At 71.0% G+C, this 20,006-nt stretch carries 18 protein-coding genes and 1 tRNA gene; 11 read left to right on the top strand and 8 right to left on the bottom strand.

Annotated elements, in window-relative coordinates; genetic code table 11:
• Positions 1-79 precede the first annotated feature (79 nt).
• The 6 genes from OHA98_RS05120 (at position 80) to OHA98_RS05095 (ending at position 4,914) form a co-directional block, all read left to right on the top strand.
• Positions 80-152 (top strand) — tRNA-Gln (locus OHA98_RS05120).
• A gap of 109 nt (positions 153-261) precedes the next feature.
• Entirely contained in the window at positions 262-1,710 is a 1,449-nt protein-coding gene (glmU, locus tag OHA98_RS05115) for a bifunctional UDP-N-acetylglucosamine diphosphorylase/glucosamine-1-phosphate N-acetyltransferase GlmU (RefSeq protein WP_266922904.1), read from the top strand.
• 119 nt (positions 1,711-1,829) lie between these two features.
• Positions 1,830-2,807 (top strand): ribose-phosphate diphosphokinase, encoded by a 978-nt coding sequence (locus OHA98_RS05110; RefSeq protein ID WP_266922903.1) that lies wholly within the window; start codon positions 1,830-1,832, stop codon positions 2,805-2,807.
• Between the two features lie 201 nt (positions 2,808-3,008).
• Positions 3,009-3,590, top strand: a complete 582-nt coding sequence (locus OHA98_RS05105) for a 50S ribosomal protein L25/general stress protein Ctc (RefSeq protein WP_266922902.1) — start codon at positions 3,009-3,011, stop codon at positions 3,588-3,590.
• Positions 3,591-3,763: 173 nt separating this feature from the next.
• Positions 3,764-4,357, top strand: coding sequence for an aminoacyl-tRNA hydrolase (gene pth, locus OHA98_RS05100; RefSeq protein WP_266922901.1), 594 nt, complete (start codon positions 3,764-3,766; stop codon positions 4,355-4,357).
• An 86-nt stretch (positions 4,358-4,443) separates the two neighbouring features.
• Positions 4,444-4,914 (top strand): hypothetical protein, encoded by a 471-nt coding sequence (locus tag OHA98_RS05095; protein ID WP_266922900.1) that lies wholly within the window; start codon positions 4,444-4,446, stop codon positions 4,912-4,914.
• A 48-nt stretch (positions 4,915-4,962) separates the two neighbouring features.
• On the opposite strand, the gene ppc is transcribed toward OHA98_RS05095, so the two are convergent.
• Positions 4,963-7,692, bottom strand: coding sequence for a phosphoenolpyruvate carboxylase (gene ppc / locus OHA98_RS05090; RefSeq protein WP_266922899.1), 2,730 nt, complete (start codon positions 7,690-7,692; stop codon positions 4,963-4,965).
• A gap of 338 nt (positions 7,693-8,030) precedes the next feature.
• On the opposite strand from ppc, the gene OHA98_RS05085 reads away from it, so the two are divergent.
• From OHA98_RS05085 to OHA98_RS05075, 3 genes are all read left to right on the top strand, one after another.
• Positions 8,031-9,014, top strand: a complete 984-nt coding sequence (locus OHA98_RS05085) for a fatty acid desaturase (protein WP_266922898.1) — start codon at positions 8,031-8,033, stop codon at positions 9,012-9,014.
• Positions 9,011-9,697: a TetR/AcrR family transcriptional regulator gene (locus OHA98_RS05080; protein ID WP_266922897.1), complete on the top strand. Its 687-nt coding sequence runs from the start codon at positions 9,011-9,013 to the stop codon at positions 9,695-9,697. The genes OHA98_RS05085 and OHA98_RS05080 overlap by 4 nt, the downstream gene beginning before the upstream one ends.
• A gap of 89 nt (positions 9,698-9,786) precedes the next feature.
• A complete protein-coding gene (locus OHA98_RS05075; RefSeq protein ID WP_266927727.1) occupies positions 9,787-10,392 on the top strand; it encodes a Uma2 family endonuclease in 606 nt (201 codons plus the stop codon).
• 42 nt (positions 10,393-10,434) lie between these two features.
• Here the strand turns inward: OHA98_RS05075 and OHA98_RS05070 are convergent, their stop codons facing one another.
• On the bottom strand, positions 10,435-11,301 hold the full coding sequence (locus OHA98_RS05070; RefSeq protein WP_266922896.1) for a trans-aconitate 2-methyltransferase: 867 nt from the start codon (positions 11,299-11,301) through the stop codon (positions 10,435-10,437).
• A gap of 87 nt (positions 11,302-11,388) precedes the next feature.
• Here OHA98_RS05070 and OHA98_RS05065 point away from each other — a divergent pair, with 87 nt between their 5' ends.
• Entirely contained in the window at positions 11,389-11,886 is a 498-nt protein-coding gene (locus tag OHA98_RS05065; protein ID WP_266922895.1) for a MarR family winged helix-turn-helix transcriptional regulator, read from the top strand.
• A 65-nt stretch (positions 11,887-11,951) separates the two neighbouring features.
• Here the strand turns inward: OHA98_RS05065 and OHA98_RS05060 are convergent, their stop codons facing one another.
• On the bottom strand, positions 11,952-12,743 hold the full coding sequence (locus OHA98_RS05060) for a response regulator transcription factor (protein ID WP_266922894.1): 792 nt from the start codon (positions 12,741-12,743) through the stop codon (positions 11,952-11,954).
• A gap of 242 nt (positions 12,744-12,985) precedes the next feature.
• On the opposite strand from OHA98_RS05060, the gene OHA98_RS05055 reads away from it, so the two are divergent.
• On the top strand, positions 12,986-13,462 hold the full coding sequence (locus tag OHA98_RS05055; RefSeq protein ID WP_266922893.1) for a GNAT family N-acetyltransferase: 477 nt from the start codon (positions 12,986-12,988) through the stop codon (positions 13,460-13,462).
• Here the strand turns inward: OHA98_RS05055 and galK are convergent.
• From galK to OHA98_RS05030, 5 genes are all read right to left on the bottom strand, one after another.
• Complete coding sequence (gene galK / locus OHA98_RS05050) at positions 13,410-14,624, bottom strand: galactokinase (RefSeq protein WP_266927725.1); 1,215 nt, start codon at positions 14,622-14,624, stop codon at positions 13,410-13,412. The two genes, OHA98_RS05055 and galK, sit on opposite strands and share 53 nt — an antisense overlap.
• Positions 14,625-14,653: 29 nt before the next feature.
• Entirely contained in the window at positions 14,654-15,634 is a 981-nt protein-coding gene (gene galE, locus OHA98_RS05045; RefSeq protein WP_266922892.1) for a UDP-glucose 4-epimerase GalE, read from the bottom strand.
• Positions 15,631-16,674: a galactose-1-phosphate uridylyltransferase gene (galT, locus tag OHA98_RS05040; protein WP_266922891.1), complete on the bottom strand. Its 1,044-nt coding sequence runs from the start codon at positions 16,672-16,674 to the stop codon at positions 15,631-15,633. The genes galE and galT overlap by 4 nt, the downstream gene beginning before the upstream one ends.
• A gap of 416 nt (positions 16,675-17,090) precedes the next feature.
• Complete coding sequence (locus tag OHA98_RS05035) at positions 17,091-17,795, bottom strand: LuxR C-terminal-related transcriptional regulator (RefSeq protein WP_266922890.1); 705 nt, start codon at positions 17,793-17,795, stop codon at positions 17,091-17,093.
• Between the two features lie 220 nt (positions 17,796-18,015).
• The gene (locus tag OHA98_RS05030) at positions 18,016-19,950 is read right to left on the bottom strand and encodes a PQQ-binding-like beta-propeller repeat protein (RefSeq protein ID WP_266922889.1); all 1,935 of its coding nucleotides are present in this window, start codon (positions 19,948-19,950) and stop codon (positions 18,016-18,018) included.
• Between the last annotated feature and the right edge of the window lie 56 nt (positions 19,951-20,006).

Genomic DNA, 20,006 nt, shown 5'->3' with positions numbered 1-20,006 from the left:
CGGAAAAGGCGGTCGGTACGGCATAGTGTTGGGTGCCGATCCGGCGGGCCGACGCAATGTCCGGTTCAGTCGGAATTGATCCCCCATGGTGTAATCAGGCAGCACTGCGGTTTTTGGTACCGTCTGTTCAGGTTCAAATCCTGATGGGGGAGCACACGTACGCGGGCCCCGACCTCACCGGTCGGGGCCCGCGCTCGTTTCACGCGGAAACACCCCCGGTATCCTGCGGATGTCCACCACCCGAAGCCGAAGGGCACATCCGTGAGCGCCATCAGCCCGGCCGCCGTCGTCGTCCTCGCAGCGGGTGAAGGCACCCGCATGAAGTCGAAGACTCCCAAGGTCCTGCACGAGATCTCCGGGCGCTCGCTCGTCGGACATGTCGTCGCCGCCGCCCGCGAGCTGGACCCCCAGCACCTCGTCGTGGTCGTCGGCCACGCGAGCGAGCGGGTCACCGCGCACCTCTCCGCCGGGGACACCCCCGTACGGACGGCCTACCAGTCCGAGCAGAACGGCACCGGCCACGCCGTACGCATCGGGCTCCAGGAGCTCGGCGGTGCCGTCGAGGGCACCGTGATCGTCGTCTGCGGCGACACCCCGCTGCTCTCCGGCGGGACGCTCACCGCGCTCGCCGCCACGCACGCCTCCGACGCCAACGCCGTCACCGTGCTGACCGCCGAGGTCCCCGACTCCACCGGCTACGGCCGCATCGTCCGCGACGCGGCCAGCGGCGCGGTCACCGGGATCGTCGAGCACAAGGACGCCACCGAGGAACAGCGCGCGATCCGGGAGATCAACTCCGGGGTCTTCGCCTTCGACGGCCGGCTGCTCACGGACGCGCTCGGCAAGGTCCGTACGGACAACAGCCAGGGCGAGGAGTACCTCACCGACGTCCTGTCCATCCTGCGCGAGGCCGGGCACCGCGTCGGGGCCTGCGTCACCGCCGACCACCGCGAGATCCTCGGCATCAACAACCGGCTCCAGCTCGTCCAGGCCCGCACCCTGCTCAACGAGCGGCTGCTGGAGCGGGCGATGCTGGCGGGCGTGACGGTGGTCGACCCCGCGTCGACGCTGATCGACGCCACGGTCACCTTCGGGCAGGACGTGACCGTGCACCCGGGCACGCAGCTGCTGGGGACCACGCATCTGGACGAGGACGCCGAGGTCGGCCCGAACACCCGGCTGAAGGACACGGTCGTCCACGCGGGCGCGCGCGTGGACAACACGGTCGCGGACTCGGCCGAGGTCGGCCCCGGGGCGTCGGTGGGCCCGTACGCCTATCTGCGGCCCGGAACGCGGCTCGGCCCGAAGGCCAAGGCCGGTACGTACGTGGAGCTGAAGAACGCCACGATCGGCGAGGGCACGAAGGTCCCGCATCTGAGCTACGTGGGCGACGCGACGATCGGCGACCACACCAACATCGGTGCCGCCAGCGTGTTCGTGAACTACGACGGGGTCGCGAAGCACCACACGACGATCGGCTCCCACTGCCGCACCGGCTCGGACAATATGTTTGTGGCGCCCGTCACGGTGGGGGACGGCGCCTACACCGCCGCCGGATCGGTCATCACGAAGGACGTGCCCGCGGGTTCGCTGGCCGTCGCCCGGGGCCAGCAGCGGAATATCGAGGGTTGGGTGGCCCGGAAGCGTCCGGGCAGCGCGGCCGCGCAGGCCGCCCACGCGGCGTCCGGGGAGACCAACGACGAAAGCTGACCGGAAACAGGTGCGCCCGACACGGCGTACCGTGATAGATGCTCACCCATTTCGGCTGGCTCGTTGCACATCGGGACCTATGCGTGCGGCGCCAGATACACGTCTGAGGAGACTGTGCTGTGACCGGGATCAAGACGACCGGCGAGAAGAAACTGATGCTCTTCTCCGGCCGCGCCCACCCCGAGCTGGCCGAGGAGGTCGCACACCAGCTGGGTGTCGGTCTCGTGCCGACGAAGGCCTTCGATTTCGCCAACGGTGAGATCTACGTGCGTTTCCAGGAGTCCGCACGTGGCGCCGACTGCTTCCTGATCCAGAGCCACACGGCTCCGATCAACAAGTGGATCATGGAGCAGCTGATCATGCTGGACGCGCTGAAGCGCGCGTCGGCCCGGTCCATCACGGTGATCGTGCCGTTCTACGGCTACGCCCGCCAGGACAAGAAGCACCGCGGCCGCGAGCCGATCTCGGCGCGCCTGATCGCGGACCTGATGAAGACGGCCGGTGCCGACCGCATTCTCACGGTCGACCTGCACACCGACCAGATCCAGGGCTTCTTCGACGGCCCGGTGGACCACCTGTTCGCGCTGCCGATCCTGGCCGACTACGTCGGTGCCAAGGTCGACCGCACCAAGCTCACGATCGTCTCCCCGGACGCCGGCCGCGTGCGGGTCGCCGACCGCTGGTGCGACCGTCTGGACGCCCCGCTGGCGATCGTCCACAAGCGCCGCGACAAGGACGTGCCCAACCAGGTCAGCGTCCACGAGGTCGTCGGCAACGTCGAGGGCCGGGTCTGTGTCCTGGTCGACGACATGATCGACACCGGTGGCACGATCTGCGCCGCCGCCGACGCCCTGTTCGCGCACGGCGCCGAGGACGTCATAGTGACGGCGACGCACGGTGTCCTCTCGGGCCCGGCCGCCGACCGCCTGAAGAACTCCAAGGTCAGCGAGTTCGTCTTCACCGACACGCTCCCGACGCCGGGCGAGCTGGAGCTCGACAAGATCACGGTGCTGTCGATCGCGCCGACGATCGCGCGCGCGGTGCGCGAGGTCTTCGAGGACGGTTCGGTCACGAGCCTCTTCGAGGAGCAGGAGTAATCCCTGCTCAGGCCGTGCCCGTAAGGGTGCGGTAGATCCACTTTGGGGTGCGGCCTCCCCGCCGGGTAGACTCAGCGAGTTGCTCGGCGAGGGAGGCCGTACCTGTTCGGTACGGTGGTCCGTTATCGACGCGCTCTTCGTAGCAGGCCTGTCGTGGGCCGGGTGACCATTCGACGTTCGTCACTTACGAGGAGTGCAACCATGGCCGAGATCAAGCTCGCCGCTCAGGTCCGTACCGAGTTCGGCAAGGGCGCCGCCCGCCGCACCCGCCGTGCCAACCTGGTTCCCGCGGTCGTCTACGGCCACGGCGCCGAGGCCGTCCACGTCAGCCTGCCGGCCCACGAGCTCCAGCTGGCGCTGCGTACCGCCAACGTCCTCATCGGTCTGGAGATCGACGGCAAGGACGCGCTGGTCATCCCGAAGGCCGTGCAGCGCAACCCGCTCAAGGGCAACATCGAGCACGTCGACCTGCTGACCGTCAAGCGCGGCGAGAAGGTCAACGTCGAGATCGCCGTGCACGCCGAGGGCGACCTGGCACCGGGCGGCAACCTGCTGGAGTACGTGCAGAACACCCTGCTCGTCGAGGCCGAGGCCACCCACATCCCCGAGTCCGTCACGGTCTCCGTCGCGGGCCTGGACGCCGGTGACTCGATCCTGGCCAAGGACATCCCGCTGCCCGCCGGCTCCGTGCTGGCCGGCGACGAGGACGCCGTCGTGCTCCAGGTCGTCGCCGCGCAGGTCGAGGAGCCGGCCGACGCCGACGCCGAGACCACCGAGGCCTGAGAGCCCGACAGGCTCCGAGCCTCACCGCACCTGCTTGACTGACGGGGTGGCGGTTCCCTTCCGGGGGTTCCGCCGCCCCGTTTGCCTGTACCGACAGCTCGTATCGACAGCTCGTATCGACAGCTCCGAGCAACACCTCATCCACTCGCCCGCACCCGAGGAGACCCAGCGCGATGTCCGACGCCACCGACCCCTGGCTGATCGTGGGCCTCGGCAACCCCGGCCCCGACTACGCGGCGAACCGCCACAACGTCGGCTTCATGGTCGCCGACCTGCTGGCGGAACGGATCGGCGGGAAGTTCAAGCGCGCCCAGAAGGCTCAGGCGCAGGTGCTGGAGGGCCGGATCGGTCCGCCGGGACCGGCGAGCCGCCGGGTGATCCTGGCGAAGCCGATGTCGTACATGAACCTGTCCGGCGGCCCCGTGACGGCGCTGCGCGACTTCTACAAGGTGCCCACCGACCACATCGTCGCGGTCCATGACGAGCTGGACATCGACTACGGCATGCTGCGGCTGAAGCTCGGCGGCGGCGACAACGGGCACAACGGGCTGAAGTCCATGACCAAGTCGATGGGACCGGACTACCACCGGGTGCGGTTCGGGATCGGACGGCCGCCGGGCCGGATGCAGGTCGCGGACTTCGTGCTCAAGGACTTCTCGTCCACCGAGCGCAAGGAGCTGGCGTTCCTGGTCGACCGGTCGGCGGACGCGGTGGAGTGCCTGCTCGCGGAGGGGCTGGAGCGGGCGCAGAGCGCGTACAACTCCTGACATTCCCCCGGGATACCCACGACCTGTGGGGCGATTTTCGGCCACAGGTTGACCCGGGGTGCCGGTCTGGCCAAGGATCTGCCCCCATGAAGCGGAGCTCTCCCCACCGCGCGATACTCTTCGGCCGCCTTGCCGCCATGGGTCTCGTAGCCCTGTTGTTGCTGGTCGCGGGCGCGTGGTCGTCCTGGAACACCGCGCATCACGTCGTGCTGTCCAAGGGCCGCGAACACGGCACGCTGACGGTCACCGGATGCGGTGAGGAATGGTGCACCGGCCCCTACGAGCCGGACGCGAAGTCGCCGGACCGCTCCCGGCTGACGGTGGAGAAGTCCGTCGCGGCGAAGAAGGGCGACCGTTTCCCCGTGGTCGTGAAGCCCGGCACCGATGCCGCCGTGCGCGTCGGAACGGCGGGCTTCCTGCACGCCTGGATGCCGCTGGGCGGCTCCCTGCTGCTGGCCGCCCTGGTGATCGGCGGCGGACTGCGGCTGTCCCGCACGGCGTGGGGCTTCGGGACGGCGGGTGCGGTCCTGCTGGTGGCGACGTTCGTCGCCCTGTGACAGGACCGCACCCACCGGCCGGGGGCGTACCGGCGCCCCCGGCGGCGGTCAGCCGGTGTTGCGCAGACCCGCGGCGACCCCGTTCACGGTGAGCAGCAGGGCCCTCGCGAGCAGCGGGTCGGGCTCCTCGCCGCGCTCCGCGGCCCGGCGCTGACGGGCCAGCAGCGACACCTGGAGGTAGGAGATCGGGTCCAGGTAGGCGTCGCGGATGGAGAAGGTCTGCTGGAGCACCGGGCTGGTGCCGAGCAGTTCGGTGCCCCCGGTGACCTTGAGGACCTCGCTCACGGTGAGCGCGTGCTCGGCCTCGATGTCGGCGAAGACGTGCTTCAGCTCGTCGGGGACGAGCGTGTCGACGTAGTGCCGGGCGATGCGCAGGTCGGTCTTGGCCAGGGTCATCTCGACGTTGGACAGGAAGTTCTGGAAGAAGTGCCAGTGCTCGTGCATCTCGTCCAGGACCGTGCCGAGCCCGGCCTCGCGCAGGGCCTTGAGGCCCGAGCCGACGCCGTACCAGCCGGGCACGATCTGGCGGGACTGGGTCCAGCCGAACACCCACGGGATGGCCCGCAGCCCGTCCAGCCCGGCGCCCGAGTCGGGGCGGCGGGAGGGGCGGGAGCCGAGGTGCAGTTCGGCGAGCTGGTCCACGGGGGTGGAGGCAAAGAAGTACGCGGGCAGGTCGGGGTCCTCGACCAGCTTGCGGTACGCGCCGTGCGCCGCGTCGGAGACGGTGTCCATCGCCGCGTCCCAGCGGGCGAGGGCCTCGTCGGACTGCCGGGGCGCGGTGTGCAGCGCGGAAGCCTGGAGGGTGGCCGCGACGGTCAGCTCCAGGTTCTCCCGGGCGAGCGCGGGGATGAGGTACTTGTCGGAGATGACCTCGCCCTGCTCGGTCACCTTGATCTCGCCCTCCAGCGTGCCCCACGGCTGCGCGAGGATCGCGTCGTGCGAGGGGCCGCCACCGCGGCCGACGGTGCCGCCGCGGCCGTGGAAGAGCCGCAGCCGTACGCCGTAGCGGTGGGCGACGTCGCGCAGCCGGCGCTGGGCGCGGTGAATCTCCCACTGGGAGGTGGTGATCCCGCCGAACTTGGAGGAGTCGCTGTAGCCGAGCATGACCTCCTGCACGTCGCCGCGCAGGGAGACGAGCCGGCGGTACGACGGGTCGGCGAGCATCTCGTCGAGGATGACGTCGGCGGCGCGCAGCTCGTCGGTGGTCTCCAGCAGCGGCACGATGCCGATCTTCGCCCAGCCGGCGTGCAGGTCCAGGAGGCCCGCCTCGCGGGCGAGGACGGCGGCGGCGAAGACATCGTCGGCGCCCTGGCACATCGAGATGATGTAGGACTCGATGACCTCGGGGCCGAAGCGCTCGAAGGCTTCCTTGATGGTGTGGAACACGCCGAGGGTCTTCTCGCCCGCGGCGTCCAGCGGGGCCGGGGTCGGAGCGAGCGGGCGGCGTGAGCGGAGCTCCTTGGCGAGGAGCTTGCGCCGGTAGTCGCGCGGCATGTCGGCGTAGCGCCAGGACTCCTCGCCGAGCCGGTCGAAGAGCTGGCCGAGGGCGTGGTGGTGGGCGTCGGCGTGCTCGCGTACGTCCATGGTGGCGAGCTGGAGGCCGAACGCGGACAGGGTGCGGATGGTGCGGTTCATCCGGCCGTCGGCGAAGAGGCCGCCGCGGTGCTCGCGCAGCGAGGTCTGGATGAGCGCGAGGTCGGCGATCAGCTCGGCGGTGCCGAGGTAGTCGCAGCCGGGGCGGTGCGGGGTGCCGGAGGCCAGGCGCTCGCGGGTGTTGACGAGCTTCTGCCGGATGCAGGTGGCCTTGAGGCGGTAGGGCTCCTCGGCGTTCAGCCGCTTGTAGCGGGGGCTGATCTCGGGGAGGCGTTCCAGGTCGGCCTGGAGGGAGGTCAGCAGCTCGTCGGTGGCGCCGGTGTAGCGGATGGAGTTGGAGAGCAGCCCGCGCAGGTAGTCGATGAGCTCCAGCGCGTCGGTGATGCCGTGCTCGTGCTGGAGGATCAGCACCTCCCAGGTGACGGCGGGCGTCACGTTGGGGTTGCCGTCGCGGTCGCCGCCGATCCAGGTGCCGAAGGTGAGCGGACGGGTGCCCGCGGGCAGTTCGACGCCGACGCGCTCCAGCTCGGCGGCGAGGTCCTCCAGGACGTCGCCGACGGCGTTGGCGTGCAGCTCGTCGAGGTAGTAGATGGCGTTGCGGGCCTCGTCGGCCGGCTCGGGCCGCACGACGCGCAGCTCGTCCGTCTGCCAGATGAGGTCGATGTTCTCGGCCAGCCGGAGGTCGTGGCGGCGCCGGTCGGCCTCGATGACGGGGGTTTCGAGGAGCTCCGCGATGCGGCGGAGCTTGTTGAGCACGGAGCGCCGGGCGGCCTCGGTGGGGTGCGCGGTGAAGACGGGGCGGACGTTGAGGTTCTTGACCGTCTCGCGCAGGTGCTCGGGGTCCGCGTCCTTCAGCCGGTCGGCGGTACGGGCGAGGAGCCCGCCCTCCGCGGCACGCCGGTCGCGCATCTCGTGGGCGCGGTGGACCTGCTCGGTGACGTTGGCGAGGTGGAAGTACGTGGAGAAGGCGCGCACGAGCTGCGCGGCGGTCTCCAGGTCCGTGTCGCCGAGGAGCTCGGCCGCGGCCTCGCCGTCGGTACGGGTCAGGGCGCGGACCCGCTCGACGAGGTCGAGGAGCTCCTGGCCTTCCTGACGTACGAGGGTCTCGCCCAGCAGATCGCCGAGGCGTCGGATGTCCGCCCGCAGCTCGGGGCTGGCGGCAGGGGTCTGGTCGGCACTGCTCACAGTGTGCGGCTCCTTGCAGTGGTTGAGCACGGGATCCGGGGCCCTCGGCTGCAGCGGTGCTGTCGCCACGCCCCGACGAGCGGGTGCGGACCGCGCTGTCCGACCCTCCCAAGGATAGGTGTCGTCGCGAACGGCGTCTCCGCTGCCCTGAGGGGCGGCTCGCGGATGCCGTCGGCACGGTTCCCCTACCCGGTGCGCGTACGGGGTACCGCCGGGGACGTGCTGGACCGGCCTCTCGTGTTGTGGCCCCCGTCACTGCCATACTTACCAGGCCGTAGGTTACGGAACCGTAGCCAGGGCCGTCCGTCGTATATCTCCTCACCCCACAGAGGACTCGCATGCCGACCAGCCCCGATGTGATCGACGATCCCCACCCGGCCGCGGAGACCCGCGCTCTGCCCCCCGCCACGCTCGGCGGCGACCGGAAGCGGTCGGTCGAGCAGATCGCCCTGCTGCTGTTCATCGTGGTGCCGTTCCTGGCCCTGGCCGCGGCGGTGCCGCTGGCCTGGGGGCGCGGGGTCAGCTGGCTCGATCTGGGTCTGCTGGTGGCGATGTACTACATCGGCTGCCACGGGATCACGATCGGTTTCCACCGCTACTTCACGCACGGCGCCTTCAAGGCGAAGCGTCCGCTGCGCATCGCGATCGCCATCGCCGGGTCGCTGGCCGTGGAGGGCCCGCTGGTGCGCTGGGTGGCCGACCACCGCAAGCACCACCGGTTCTCCGACGCGGAGGGCGACCCGCATTCGCCGTGGCGGTTCGGCGAGAGCCTGCCCGCCCTGATGAAGGGCCTGTGGTGGGCCCACATCGGCTGGATGTTCGACGAGGAGCGGACGTCGCAGCAGAAGTACGCCCCGGATCTGATCAGGGACCCGGCCCTGGTCGCGATCTCCCGGCACTTCCTCGGCTTCACCATCGCCTCGCTGGCGATCCCGCCGCTGGTCGGCGGTCTGGTGACGATGTCCTGGTGGGGCGCGGCGACCGCGTTCTTCTGGGGCTCGCTGGTACGGGTGGCGCTGCTGCACCACGTCACCTGGTCGATCAACTCGATCTGCCACGCGGTCGGCAAGCGCCCCTTCAAGTCCCGTGACAGGTCCGGGAATGTGTGGTGGCTGGCGGTGCTGTCCTGCGGCGAGTCCTGGCACAACCTGCACCACGCGGACCCGACGAGCGCCCGGCACGGAGTGCTGCGCGGCCAGGTCGATTCGAGCGCCCGGCTGATCCGCTGGTTCGAGAAGCTGGGCTGGGCGTACGACGTCCGCTGGCCCGACGCCGCCCGTATCGACTCCCGGCGCAAGCCCGCACAGGCAGACGCGGCATGATTGACGACGTGGCGACCGACGGAAGCACAAGCGGCGAGAAGAGCAGACCCTCCCCCACCCGCCGGACCCGACGGGTCCGGATGACCGGCAAGGAGCGGCGCGAACAGCTGCTGGACATCGGCCGCACCCTGTTCGCCGACAAGGGTTTCGAAGGCACGTCGGTGGAGGAGATCGCGGCCCGCGCCGGGGTCTCCAAGCCGGTCGTGTACGAGCACTTCGGCGGCAAGGAGGGCCTGTACGCCGTCGTGGTCGACCGCGAGATGCGTCAGCTGCTGGACATGGTGACGGGCGCCCTCACGGCGGGCCATCCCCGCGAACTGCTGGAACAGGCGGCGTTCGCGCTGCTCGACTACATCGAGACGTACACCGACGGCTTCCGGATCCTGGTCCGCGACTCCCCCGTCGCCCAGTCGACCGGCACGTTCGCGTCCCTGATCAGTGATATCGCCACACAGGTCGAGGACATCCTGGGGCTGGAGTTCAAGGCCCGCGGCTTCGAACCGAAGCTGGCCCCGCTGTACGCGCAGGCCCTGGTGGGCATGGTGGCACTGACCGGCCAGTGGTGGCTGGACGTCCGCAAGCCGAAGAAGGCGGAGGTCGCCGCCCATCTGGTGAACCTGGCCTGGCACGGCCTGGAGAACCTGGAGTCGAAGCCGCGCCTGATAGGCCACCGCAAGAACTGAGCCGACGCGTCACCCGATGCGGTGACGCTGCGGGAAACCCACCCGTACTGTGGTCAACAGGGCCAAGAATCCCGTCCATGGGAGGAACCATGACCGCCGAGTCGACCGCCGCGCACAGTTCCCGCTGGCCGGTGCCGCCCCAGGGCGGCTACACCGTGGACGATCTGTTCACGCTGCCCGATCTCCCGCCGCACACAGAGCTGATCGACGGGAGCCTCGTTTTTGTGAGTCCGCAGCGGATCTTCCACAGCCGCATGATCGACCTGCTGATGTACGGCCTGCGGGGCAGCGCCCCCCGCGAGCTGAAGGCCGTCCGGGAGATGACGGTTGTCCTCAACCGGCGCAACGGCCCCGAGCCCGATATCTCCGTCATTCGCGCCGCAGCCGAGACGGGGAGCCTGGACCAGACGTCGTACAACGCCTCCGATGTCCTCCTCGCCGTCGAAGTGGTCTCCCCCGACTCCGAGGCGCGCGACCGTGAGGCCAAGCCGCAGAAGTACGCCGCGGCCGGCATCCCGAACTTCTGGCTGGTCGAGATGGCGGGCACCGACCAGCACCCGGTCGTGCGGGTCTACGAGCTGGACCCGGTGACGAAGGCGTACGCGCTGACCGGGATCCACCACGACCGTCTCAAGACCGGCGTGCCGTTCCCCATCGACATCGACATCACGCTGGACGCCCTGAACGAGCTCTGACGTCCCCGCGACAGCCCGCAGGGCCGTCAGCCCGCAGGGCCGTCAGCCCCGCTTGCGGGCGACCGCGAAGATGCGGCGGAACGGGAAGACCGTGCCGTGCGGGCCCGGCGGGTACGCGGTGTGGAGCAGGTCGCGGTATTCGGCGAGGAAGGCGTCGCGGGCCCCGGGGTCGCCGGCGAGCGCCGTGAGGACCGGGCGGAGGGCGGTGCCCTTGACCCAGTCCAGGACGGGGTCCTCGCCGGGCAGGGTCTGGAGGTAGGTGGTCTCCCAGACGTCCGCCTCGCAGCCCAGGTCCTGGAGCCGGGTCAGGTAGTCGGCGGGGGTGAGGACGGCGGCCGTGCGGTCGCCCACGCCGTGCAGCAGGGGGCGCCAGCGGTCGGACTCACGGAGTGCGGCGAGCAGTGTGTGGCTGGGGGCCGTGAAGTTGCCGGGGACCTGGAACGCGAACGTGCCGCCGGGGGCCAGGGCGTCGAGCCAGACCGGGAAGCGGCCCCAGTGGCCGGGGAGCCACTGGAGCAGGGCGTTGGAGACGATCAGGCCGTACGTCTCCGTGGGGGTCCACGTCGCCGCGTCGGCCCGGGTGAAGTCCAGGAGGGGGCGGGTATGGGCGACGGCCTCCTCCAGCATCTGCGGGGAGTTGTCGTAGCCCGTGATCCGGGCCTCCGGCCAGCGGTCGGCCAGCAGCGCGGTGACATTGCCCGCGCCGCAGCCGAGGTCGGCGATGCGGGGCGCCGGGTGGCCGGGGAGGTCCCCGATCCGGGCCAGCAGGTCGCGGAACGGGCGGGTGCGGTGGTCCGCGTGGCGCAGGTACTGCCCCGGGTCCCAGGTGGGCGAAACGAGGGGCGCTGAAGTGGGGGGTGCGGAAGTGGGCGGGGGCGTGGGGGCGGGCGAGGAGGCGGAATCGGTCATGGAACAGCATCAGCATCCAACTATCTTGATGTCAAGACACTCGAATTCAAGAGACTTCATGTCGACAGACCCTCTACACTGATCGACATGGAGGACGAGGTCGACCGACTGGTCGCTGCATGGCGCCGCGAGCGCCCCGACCTCGACGTGGAACCGCTCGAGGTGCTCAGCCGCGTCTCCCGCCTGGCCCGCCACCTCGACCGGGCCCGCCGGATCGCCTTCTCCGAGCATCATCTGGAGCCGTGGGAGTTCGACGTGCTGACGTCGCTGCGCCGCGCGGGCGACCCGTATCAGCTCTCACCCGGCCAGTTGCTGACCCAGACCCTGGTCACCTCCGGCACGATGACCAACCGCATCGACCGGCTGACCAAGAAGAACCTCGTCGAGCGGCTGCCCGACCCGAGCGACCGCCGGGGCGTGCTCGTCCGGCTGACCGCCGAGGGCCGCGACAAGGCCGACCAGTCGCTGGCCGGTCTGCTCGCCCAGGAGCGCGCCATCCTCGGTGAGCTGTCCCGCCACCAGCGGGCCGAACTGGCCGGTCTGCTGCGCCAGTTGACCGCACCGTTCGACAACGTCCCGACCTGAGGGCCGGAACCGGGACCGTTCCCGCCCGGCCCGCGACGTGCCCGCCCGGCCCGCCACGTACCCGATCAGCCCGCCACGTGCCCGTTCAGTCCGGCGGCGTGCCCGGCCAGCTCCACCACGTCACCGTTCAGCTCGGCGGGGCCCACCCCCGCCCTCCTGGCCAGCGCCACCGCGGCCAGCGTCGAGTGCACGCCCAGCTTGCCCAGCACGTTCTGCATATGCGTACGCACCGTGTGCGGGGACAGGAAGAGCCGCTCGGCCACCGCCTTGCGGCCCAGCCCCGCCACCATGCAGCGCAGCACCTCGCGCTCGCGCGGCGTCAGCGACTCCACCAGCCGTTCGCTCTCGGTGCGGTGCTTGCGGGCCGCGGTCAACTCCCGCAGGACGCCCGTGAGCAGGGCGGGCGGCAGATGTGTCTCGTCGCGCAGCACGCCCCGTATCACCGCGAGGAGCCGCTGGAGCGAGCTGTCCTTGGCCACCCAGCCGGAGGCCCCGGCCTGGAGCGCCCGCGCGGCCCGGCGCGGGTCGTCCCGCTCGGCGAGCACCACCGTACGCACCGCGGGCCGGTCCGAACGGACCCCGGCCACCAGCGAGATGCCGTCCACCGGACGCCCGTCCCCCTGCTGCGGGACGGGGACGGCACGGGCGACGCCCGCGGCCAGGGCGCCCAGTTCGGCGTCGATCAGCATGACGTCGTAGCAGTGCCCTTCGGCCGCCGCACGCTCCAGACAGCGCAGCGCGGCGGGACCGCTGCCCGCCGCCGCCCCGTCGACGTCCGGCTCGGCCGCGAGGGCCGCGGCGAGCGACTCGGCGAAGATGCGGTGATCGTCGACCACGAGAACCCGGATTCGAGCCACAGACATCCCCTTCGGCGGGGACGGACCGGTACGGGTACGACACCCGGAGCATCGGGATGTTCCTCGGCCCCACGGCCGCCGCCGTGCGCCGACTGGAACCCTGCCCCGGGCGTCGTACCCGACTGTCTCGCCCCCTGAATCGGCACCGGCCCCCACCGGTGCTGGGATCAGCGTACGGGCGGGGGCCGACAGGGGAAGCAAATTCGCGGAACTGGTTGCCCAAGGTGTTTAGGGTGTGCTGCATGTTCCGTCTTGAGACAGAAGTGGACAGAGAACGACGCAGCCTGCTGAACGGACGGCTGCGGGACGACAACAGAGCCGCCTCACCGGAGCTGCGGGCGCTGCTCACCACCCCCGCCGAGCACGAAGTCCCGCTGGAGGTATGGGCGCTGGACGAACAGGGCGGGATCGTCGGCGGCCTGACCGGGCGGACCTGGGCGTACTGGCTCCATGTGGAACTGCTCTGGGTCGAGGCGACCCATCGCGGCCTCGGCCTCGGCTCGCTGTTGCTCACCGAGGCCGAACGGGTGGCCCGCACGGAGCGGGACTGCACCGCTTCCCGGGTGGAGACCTGGGACTTCCAGGCCCCCGGCTTCTACCGGAGCCACGGGTACGAGGAGGCCGGGCGGGTGGACAACTACCCGCCCGGAGTCACCGAGTTCGTCCTCACCAAGCGGCTGGGGCGAGACGGCGGGCACCCGCCGACGGCACGGCGGTGAACACCCCGGGCGCCGCGTAGCCGGCCGAGGCGAACGCCTCCAGAACGGATTCGGTGACCGCGGCCGCGGCCGCCACGTCCACCAGCACGATCGCCGAGCCGCCGAAACCGCCGCCGGTCATCCGGGCCCCGAGCGCCCCGGCCCCGTTCGCCGCCGAGACCGCCAGGTCCAGCTCCGGGCAGGAGACCCGCAGGTCGTCCCGGAGCGAGACATGGCCCGCGGTGAGGACCGGGCCGACGGCCGGTGCGTCCCCCGCGTCGAGCAGCGCGATGACCTGCTCGACGCGCTGGTTGTCACTGACCACATGGCGTACGAAACGCAGGACGGACTCGTCCGCCCCGGCCGCCGCCAGCTTCTCCAGTGCCGCGTCGAGACCGTCGTACGGGAGGTCCCGCAGCGCCGGTATGCCGAGGATCCGGGCGCCCTCCTCGCAGCCCGCCCGGCGCTCGGCGTAGGCGCCGTCGCCGAGGGCGTGCTTGACCCGGGTGTCGACGACCAGGAGCGTCAGCCCCTGGGCGGCCAGGTCGAAGGGAACCTGGCGGCTGCCGAGGTCACGGGTGTCCAGGTACAGGAGGTGCCCCTCGGTGCAGCAGGCCGAGGCCATCTGGTCCATGACGCCGCAGGGCACGCCGACGAACGCGTTCTCGGCGCGCTGGCCGAGCACCGCGAGCTCGGAGGCGGTCAGACCCAGCCCGAAGAGAGCGTTCAGGGCGAGCGCCGTGACGACTTCGAGGGCGGCGGACGAGGAGAGCCCGGCCCCGGTGGGGACCGTGGAGGTCAGCTGGATGTCCGCGCCGGTGACCCGGTGGCCCGCCTCGCGCAGCGCCCAGACGACTCCGGCCGGGTAGGCGGCCCAGCCGTGGCCCGCGTGCGGGGCCAGCTCGTCGACACGGAGCTGGACGACGCCGCCGGGCATGTCGGTGGAGTGCAGCCGGAGCACGCCGTCGGTGCGCCGGGCGACGGCCGCGCGTGCCGTGTGCGGGAGGGCGAGCGGCATCACGAAGCCGTCGTTGAAGTCGGTGTACTCACCGATCAGGTTCACCCGTCCGGGCGCGGCCCAGATCCCCTCGGGCTCGGTCCCGTACAGGGCGGTGAAGGAGGCGGCCGACTCGGCGTTCCGCGCCGCCGTGCCGGAAGCGGCACGGGTGGTGGCATCGGTCATGACATCGGTGGCATCGGTGGTGTCATCGGTCATGGGGCGGTGGGCTCCTCTCGGCGGGCGAACGCCCAGGCATCGGCGATGATTCCGGCCAGGCCGGAGCGGGACGGCTGCCAGCCGAGGCGCTTCCTGGCGGTGTCGGCGGAGGCGACCAGCACGGCCGGGTCGCCGGCCCGGCGCGGGGCGGCGGTCTCGGGGACGGGGTGGCCGGTGACCTGCCGGACGGTCTCGACGACCTCGCGTACGGAGAAGCCGTTGCCGTTGCCGAGGTTGCAGATCAGGTGCTCGCCGGAGACGGCCGCGTCGAGTGCCAGCAGATGGGCCTCGGCGAGGTCGGCGACATGGATGTAGTCGCGGACGCAGGTGCCGTCCGGGGTCGGGTAGTCCTCGCCGTAGACGGAGATCGACTCGCGCTGCCCGAGGGCGACCTGGAGGACGAGCGGGATCAGATGCGTCTCGGGCGCGTGGCGCTCCCCGTAACCGCCGTACGCTCCGGCCACGTTGAAGTAGCGCAGCGAGACGGCTGCCAGGCCGTGCGCTACCGCCTCGCCGGTGATCATGTGGTCGACGGCGAGCTTGGAGGCACCGTACGGGCTGGTCGGCGCGGTCGGGTCGGACTCCGCGATGGGGCTGGAGACCGGTTCGCCGTAGGTGGCCGCGGTCGAGGAGAAGACCAGGGTGCGCACCCCGGCGTCGCGCATCGCGGCGAGCAGGTCCATGGTGCCGCCGACGTTGTTCACCCAGTACTTCGCGGGGTCGGCGACGGACTCGCCGACCTGGGAGTACGCGGCGAAGTGCAGCACCCCGTCGTAGCCGGGGTGCAGCCAGCGGGCCGCGTCCTGGACCCGGCCCTCGATGAACTCGGCCCCGGCGGGGACGCCCTCCCGGAACCCGGTGGACAGGTCGTCGAGGACGGTCACCTCGTGCCCGGCCTCCAGCAGATGCGCGGCGACCACGCTGCCGACGTATCCCGCGCCGCCGGTCACCAGGTACTTCTTCCGGGGGTTGCTCATTCGCTCGCTACCTCTCGCAGTCGCTGGGCCGCGGCTTCCGGCGGCACATCGTTGATGAACACACTCATGCCGGACTCGGAACCCGCGAGGAACTTCAGCTTGCCGGAGGTACGTCGAATGGTGAAAAGCTCCAGATGGAGCCCGAAGTCCTCCCGGCCCGGCACCCCGAACGGTGCCTGGTGCCAGGCGGAGATGTACGGGGTCGGCGGTTCACCGGGGCCGAAGATCCGGTCGAACCGCTTCAAGAGTTCCAGATAGATCTGTGGAAACTCCGTCCGCGCGCCCTCGTCCAGTTCCCGCAGGTCGGGGACGCGGCGGCGGGGGTGGAGGTGGACCTCGTAGGGCCAGTGCGCGGCGTACGGCACGAAGGCGACCCAGTGCTCGCCGCTGAGGACGACGCGTGAGCCGTCCGCCTCCTCGCGGGACACGACGTCGTCGAAGAGGTTGCGCCCGGTCTCCTCGCGGTGCCGGCGGGCCGAGCGCATCATCAGTTCGGTGCGCGGGGTGACGAAGGGGTAGCCGTAGATCTGGCCGTGCGGGTGGCCGAGGGTCACACCGATCTCGGCCCCGCGGTTCTCGAAGCAGAAGACCTGGGTGACCTCGTCCAGTCCGGCGAGTTCGGCGGTGCGGTCGGTCCAGGCGTCGAGGACCAGGGCGGCGCGGTCCTCGGTGAGGTCGGCGAAGGACGCGTGGTGGTCGGAGGTGAAGCAGACGACCTCGCAGCGGCCGGAGTCCCCGGCGAGGGAGGGGAAACGGTTCTCGAAGACGGCGACGTCGTAGTGGTCGTCGGGGATCTCGCTGAGCCGCCCGTCCCTCGACGGGCAGAGCGGGCACTCGTCGGCCGGCGGGTGGTACGTACGCCCCTGCCGGTGCGAGGCGATGGCCACCGAGTCGCCGAGGAGCGGATCGTGGCGGATCTGCGACGAGGTCGAGACCGGGGCCAGGGGGCGTCGGTCGACAGCGTCGCGGACGGTGTCGTCCGCGGCGTCGTAATAGATCAGTTCACGGCCGTCGGCGAGGGGCGTAACCGTCTTCTTCACCAGGTTCCTCCAAACATAACCGCACATAACTAATCACGACCCAACACCTCCGTCAATGGTCCAGCCGCCCGTCCCGCATCTGCACACCCCGGGACGCGAACCGCGCCCCGGCCACGCGAAGCGCTTCGCCCGATCGGCACACACCCGTACATAGCGCCACGCTCGCTCATGACCGAACAAAGAACACCGTTCGGATGGCTCGTTCGCGGAACGCATCGGCGTAGGTCCCGTCGCGTTCACATGCGCCCAACGAAGCGAGAACCCCCGCCGCATGCCTCCCCAGCAGGCACTGGCCGAAGGGCTCCGTCTCCCCACGAACGGGCTCGACTGCACGATCCCGACGATCTGCTTCGCCGTCGTTCCCGGCATCGGCCTCGCCGCCCGTGCCAAGCGTCAACCTCTGTGCCGGCCCGGCGTCACTCGTCCCGGCCGAGGGCGTCGGGTCCCCGCACCGCCCCCGTGGACGCCCGGTCCAGCAGTCCGGTACGGGCCGCGAGGGCCGCGGCCTCCAGCCGTGAGCCCACCCCCAGCTTCATCAGCACCCGCTGCACATGCGTACGCGCGGTGCTGGGCGCGATGCCCATCCCGGCCGCGATCAGCCGGGTGTCCTCGCCCTCGGCGACCCTCACCAGCACCTCGGCCTCGCGCGGGGTGAGCATCAGGAGCAGCCGTCGGCCCTCGTCGTCGGGCTGGACCGCCGGGTTGAGCAGCTCGGCGAAGGCACCCCGGAGCAACTGCGGAGCGATCGCCGTCTCTCCGGCACGGGCCTTGATCATGGCCCGTTCCACGCCCTCGATCCGCTCGTCGTGCCGTACGTATCCGGCGGCCCCGGCCGCGAAGGCCGCCGCGATCCCGCGCGGGCTCGGCACCGGGCCGAGCACCACCACCGCCACCTGCGGGCGTTCCTGACCGATCCGTACGATCGGGTCGAAGGCCCCCGGTTCGGCGGGGGACGCCGTGCCGAAGAGGCAGACCTCCGGCGCCCTGCTGACCACCAGTTCCGCTGACCCCGACGTCGGCGCGGCCGCCGCGAGGACCCGGTGCCCGCGCAGTTTCAGCGCCGAGGCCAGTGCCTCGGCGAGCAGTCGGTGATCGTCGACCACCATGAGCCGCACGCCCATCGAAACACGCCCCCAAGTACCCCTGTGTGCACCGGATTCCGTGCCCCCGGCCGCCTGACCCGGCAAGCTACACGCTTGTTCGACGCCACGTGCGCCTTACCCGCCATAAGCCCCCCGGATTGCCGAATTCTGCTTGATTCAGGGCTACTTGGCGGGCGGAAAACGATCGGCCCTGCCGGTCGGTGATCGACCGGCAGGGCCGTGGAACAACGCTGAGGGGTCAGCTGGCGGAGAAACTGACCACCAGGTACTCCTTGTCGTCCGCCGAGCTCTCGCGGGGCTCGCTGATCATCACCTCGGAGAGGTACAGCCGCCCCTGGGAGTACAGGATCTCGGCGTAGTCGCCGGAGAAGCTGGTCTCCGCGTCGCGGACGGCCTCCTCGCTCGGGTTCTCCATCAGCAGCGTCTCCTTGAAGCTGGAGCCGTTGATGGAGACGATCTGGCCGCCCTTGTCGTACGGGGGCTCCTTGTACGCGATGATGTTGGAGCCGTCCATCCGCAGCGGGGTCAGCGTGTAGCGGTCGCCCGCGTCCGCCTTGCCGCCGACGAGCTTGCCGGTGGTCAGGTCGAAGGCGACGATCTCGTTGGTGTCGCCGTAGTCGCCGCCGCCCTCGTGCTCCTCGGTCGGCACGTAGATCCGGTTGTTGCCGACGACCACGTGCTGGCACGTCTCGACCTCGGTGGAGCCGCAGCGCGCCGCGTACTTGTCCGCGTCGGCCGAGATCCGCACGAGCAGCTTGCCGGTGGCCGCGTCGATGGAGAAGAAGTCCGAGATACCGCTGCCGTCACCGGCGGTGTCGCCGACGTCGGCCGCGACGACCAGCGGCTTGGTGGAGACGATGCTCGCGTACTCGACACCGGCCGGCATCTTGTACGAGGAGATCGGGGCACCGGTGGCCGGGTTCAGGGCCTGGATCGTGAGCTGCGGTTCGTCGTACGAGCCGCACTTGCGGACCACGGCGAGGGCGTCGCCGCCGCCGTACCCCTTGTCGTAGCAGCCGTCCGTACTGGCCTTCGGCTTCCACAGCTCGGCGCCGGTGGTGAGGTTGAACGCGGCGCCGCCGCTGGTGCCGCCCGCGGCGATCGTGGTGCCGCTGAGCGTCACCTCGTCGAACCTGATCGGCTTGTCACCGCTGGTGGCGGCGGTGACGGACTTGCTCCACAGCAGCTTGCCGGTGCTCAGGTCGAGCGCGCCGACCTGGCTGCAGTCCTGGTACTTGTCCTTAGCCGTCCGCTTGGCGGGCTCGAAGGCGATCGCCGTCCTGAAGTCCTTGCTCATGTGCCGGGAGGCGGCGCAGAGCTGGCCGGTGAGCGGAATGGCCCAGAGCTTGGTGCCCTTGGTCAGGTCGTAGGCGACGATCTCGTTCACGCCGGTCTTGACGTACGCCTTGTCGGTGAGCCAGGAGCCCGAGACCGTGGTGACGTCGGTGACCTTCGGCTGCGGAAGCTGGAAGGCGACCTTGGACTTGGTGTTCGCCGGTGCCTTCTCGGCCCCGCCGCCGAGTCCGCCGTCCGCGCCCTCGCCGCCCTTGCTCTCGCCGCCGGTGGCGCCGGCGGAGGCTGCCTCGGTGCCACCGCCCTTGTCGTCGTCACCGGTGGCGGAGTAGATGATGCCACCGCCGATGATCAGCACCACGGCGACGGCCGCGGCGACGATGATCTGCATCTGGGTGCTGAACTTCTTGCCGCCGGCGCCCTGCTGCGGGTCCGGGTACTGCGGCTGCATCGGCTGGGTCGGGTAGCCGTACCCCTGCGGCGCCCCCTGCTGCATTCCCGGCTGGCCTGCCGTCGGACCCTGCGGGTAGCCGTAGCCGCCCTGCGGTGCCTGCGGATAGCCATAGCCGTAGCCGTTGGGCTGCGGCGCGGGCGGCGGGACGTAGCCGCCCGCGGGCGGGGCGGCCGGAGCACCGTAACCCCCGGCGGGCGGGGCGGGCGGGCTGCCGTACCCGCCGGGCGGCGGCGTCTGCGGCGCGGCCGGTGCGGCCGGTGCGGGCGGCTGCTGCTTGCTGAGGGCGTCCGGCGGCGGGTCCTGCGGGGCGCCGAAACCACCGGGCGGCGGGTCCTGCGGGGCACCGAAACCACCGGGCGGCGGGTCCTGGGGAGCGCCGAATCCGCCGGGGGACGGCTCGTTGGGCGGCTGGGGCGGCTGGGTCATGGCGTGCGTACCTCGGAAGAAGGGGGTGTGTGGGGTCGGGGCCGGTGGCTGCCGGC

The organism is Streptomyces sp. NBC_00654, from assembly GCF_026341775.1.
Classification (GTDB): domain Bacteria; phylum Actinomycetota; class Actinomycetes; order Streptomycetales; family Streptomycetaceae; genus Streptomyces.
The sequence above is the reverse complement of the archived record's forward strand: the minus strand, read 5'-3'. Positions and strand labels throughout refer to the sequence as shown.

What these genes read in the sequence shown, in the direction of transcription:
- OHA98_RS05085 (WP_266922898.1), top strand. Translation starts at nt 8,031, where the DNA reads ATGCCGACCAGCCCCGATGTGATCGACGATCCCCACCCGGCCGCGGAG.
- galE (WP_266922892.1), bottom strand. Translation starts at nt 15,634, where the DNA reads ATGAGCAACCCCCGGAAGAAGTACCTGGTGACCGGCGGCGCGGGATAC.
- OHA98_RS05030 (WP_266922889.1), bottom strand. Translation starts at nt 19,950, where the DNA reads ATGACCCAGCCGCCCCAGCCGCCCAACGAGCCGTCCCCCGGCGGATTC.
- OHA98_RS05080 (WP_266922897.1), top strand. Translation starts at nt 9,011, where the DNA reads ATGATTGACGACGTGGCGACCGACGGAAGCACAAGCGGCGAGAAGAGC.
- galK (WP_266927725.1), bottom strand. Translation starts at nt 14,624, where the DNA reads ATGACCGATGCCACCACCCGTGCCGCTTCCGGCACGGCGGCGCGGAAC.
- pth (WP_266922901.1), top strand. Translation starts at nt 3,764, where the DNA reads ATGTCCGACGCCACCGACCCCTGGCTGATCGTGGGCCTCGGCAACCCC.
- OHA98_RS05035 (WP_266922890.1), bottom strand. Translation starts at nt 17,795, where the DNA reads ATGGGCGTGCGGCTCATGGTGGTCGACGATCACCGACTGCTCGCCGAG.
- OHA98_RS05105 (WP_266922902.1), top strand. Translation starts at nt 3,009, where the DNA reads ATGGCCGAGATCAAGCTCGCCGCTCAGGTCCGTACCGAGTTCGGCAAG.
- OHA98_RS05075 (WP_266927727.1), top strand. Translation starts at nt 9,787, where the DNA reads ATGACCGCCGAGTCGACCGCCGCGCACAGTTCCCGCTGGCCGGTGCCG.
- OHA98_RS05070 (WP_266922896.1), bottom strand. Translation starts at nt 11,301, where the DNA reads ATGACCGATTCCGCCTCCTCGCCCGCCCCCACGCCCCCGCCCACTTCC.
- OHA98_RS05065 (WP_266922895.1), top strand. Translation starts at nt 11,389, where the DNA reads ATGGAGGACGAGGTCGACCGACTGGTCGCTGCATGGCGCCGCGAGCGC.
- OHA98_RS05095 (WP_266922900.1), top strand. Translation starts at nt 4,444, where the DNA reads ATGAAGCGGAGCTCTCCCCACCGCGCGATACTCTTCGGCCGCCTTGCC.
- OHA98_RS05055 (WP_266922893.1), top strand. Translation starts at nt 12,986, where the DNA reads ATGTTCCGTCTTGAGACAGAAGTGGACAGAGAACGACGCAGCCTGCTG.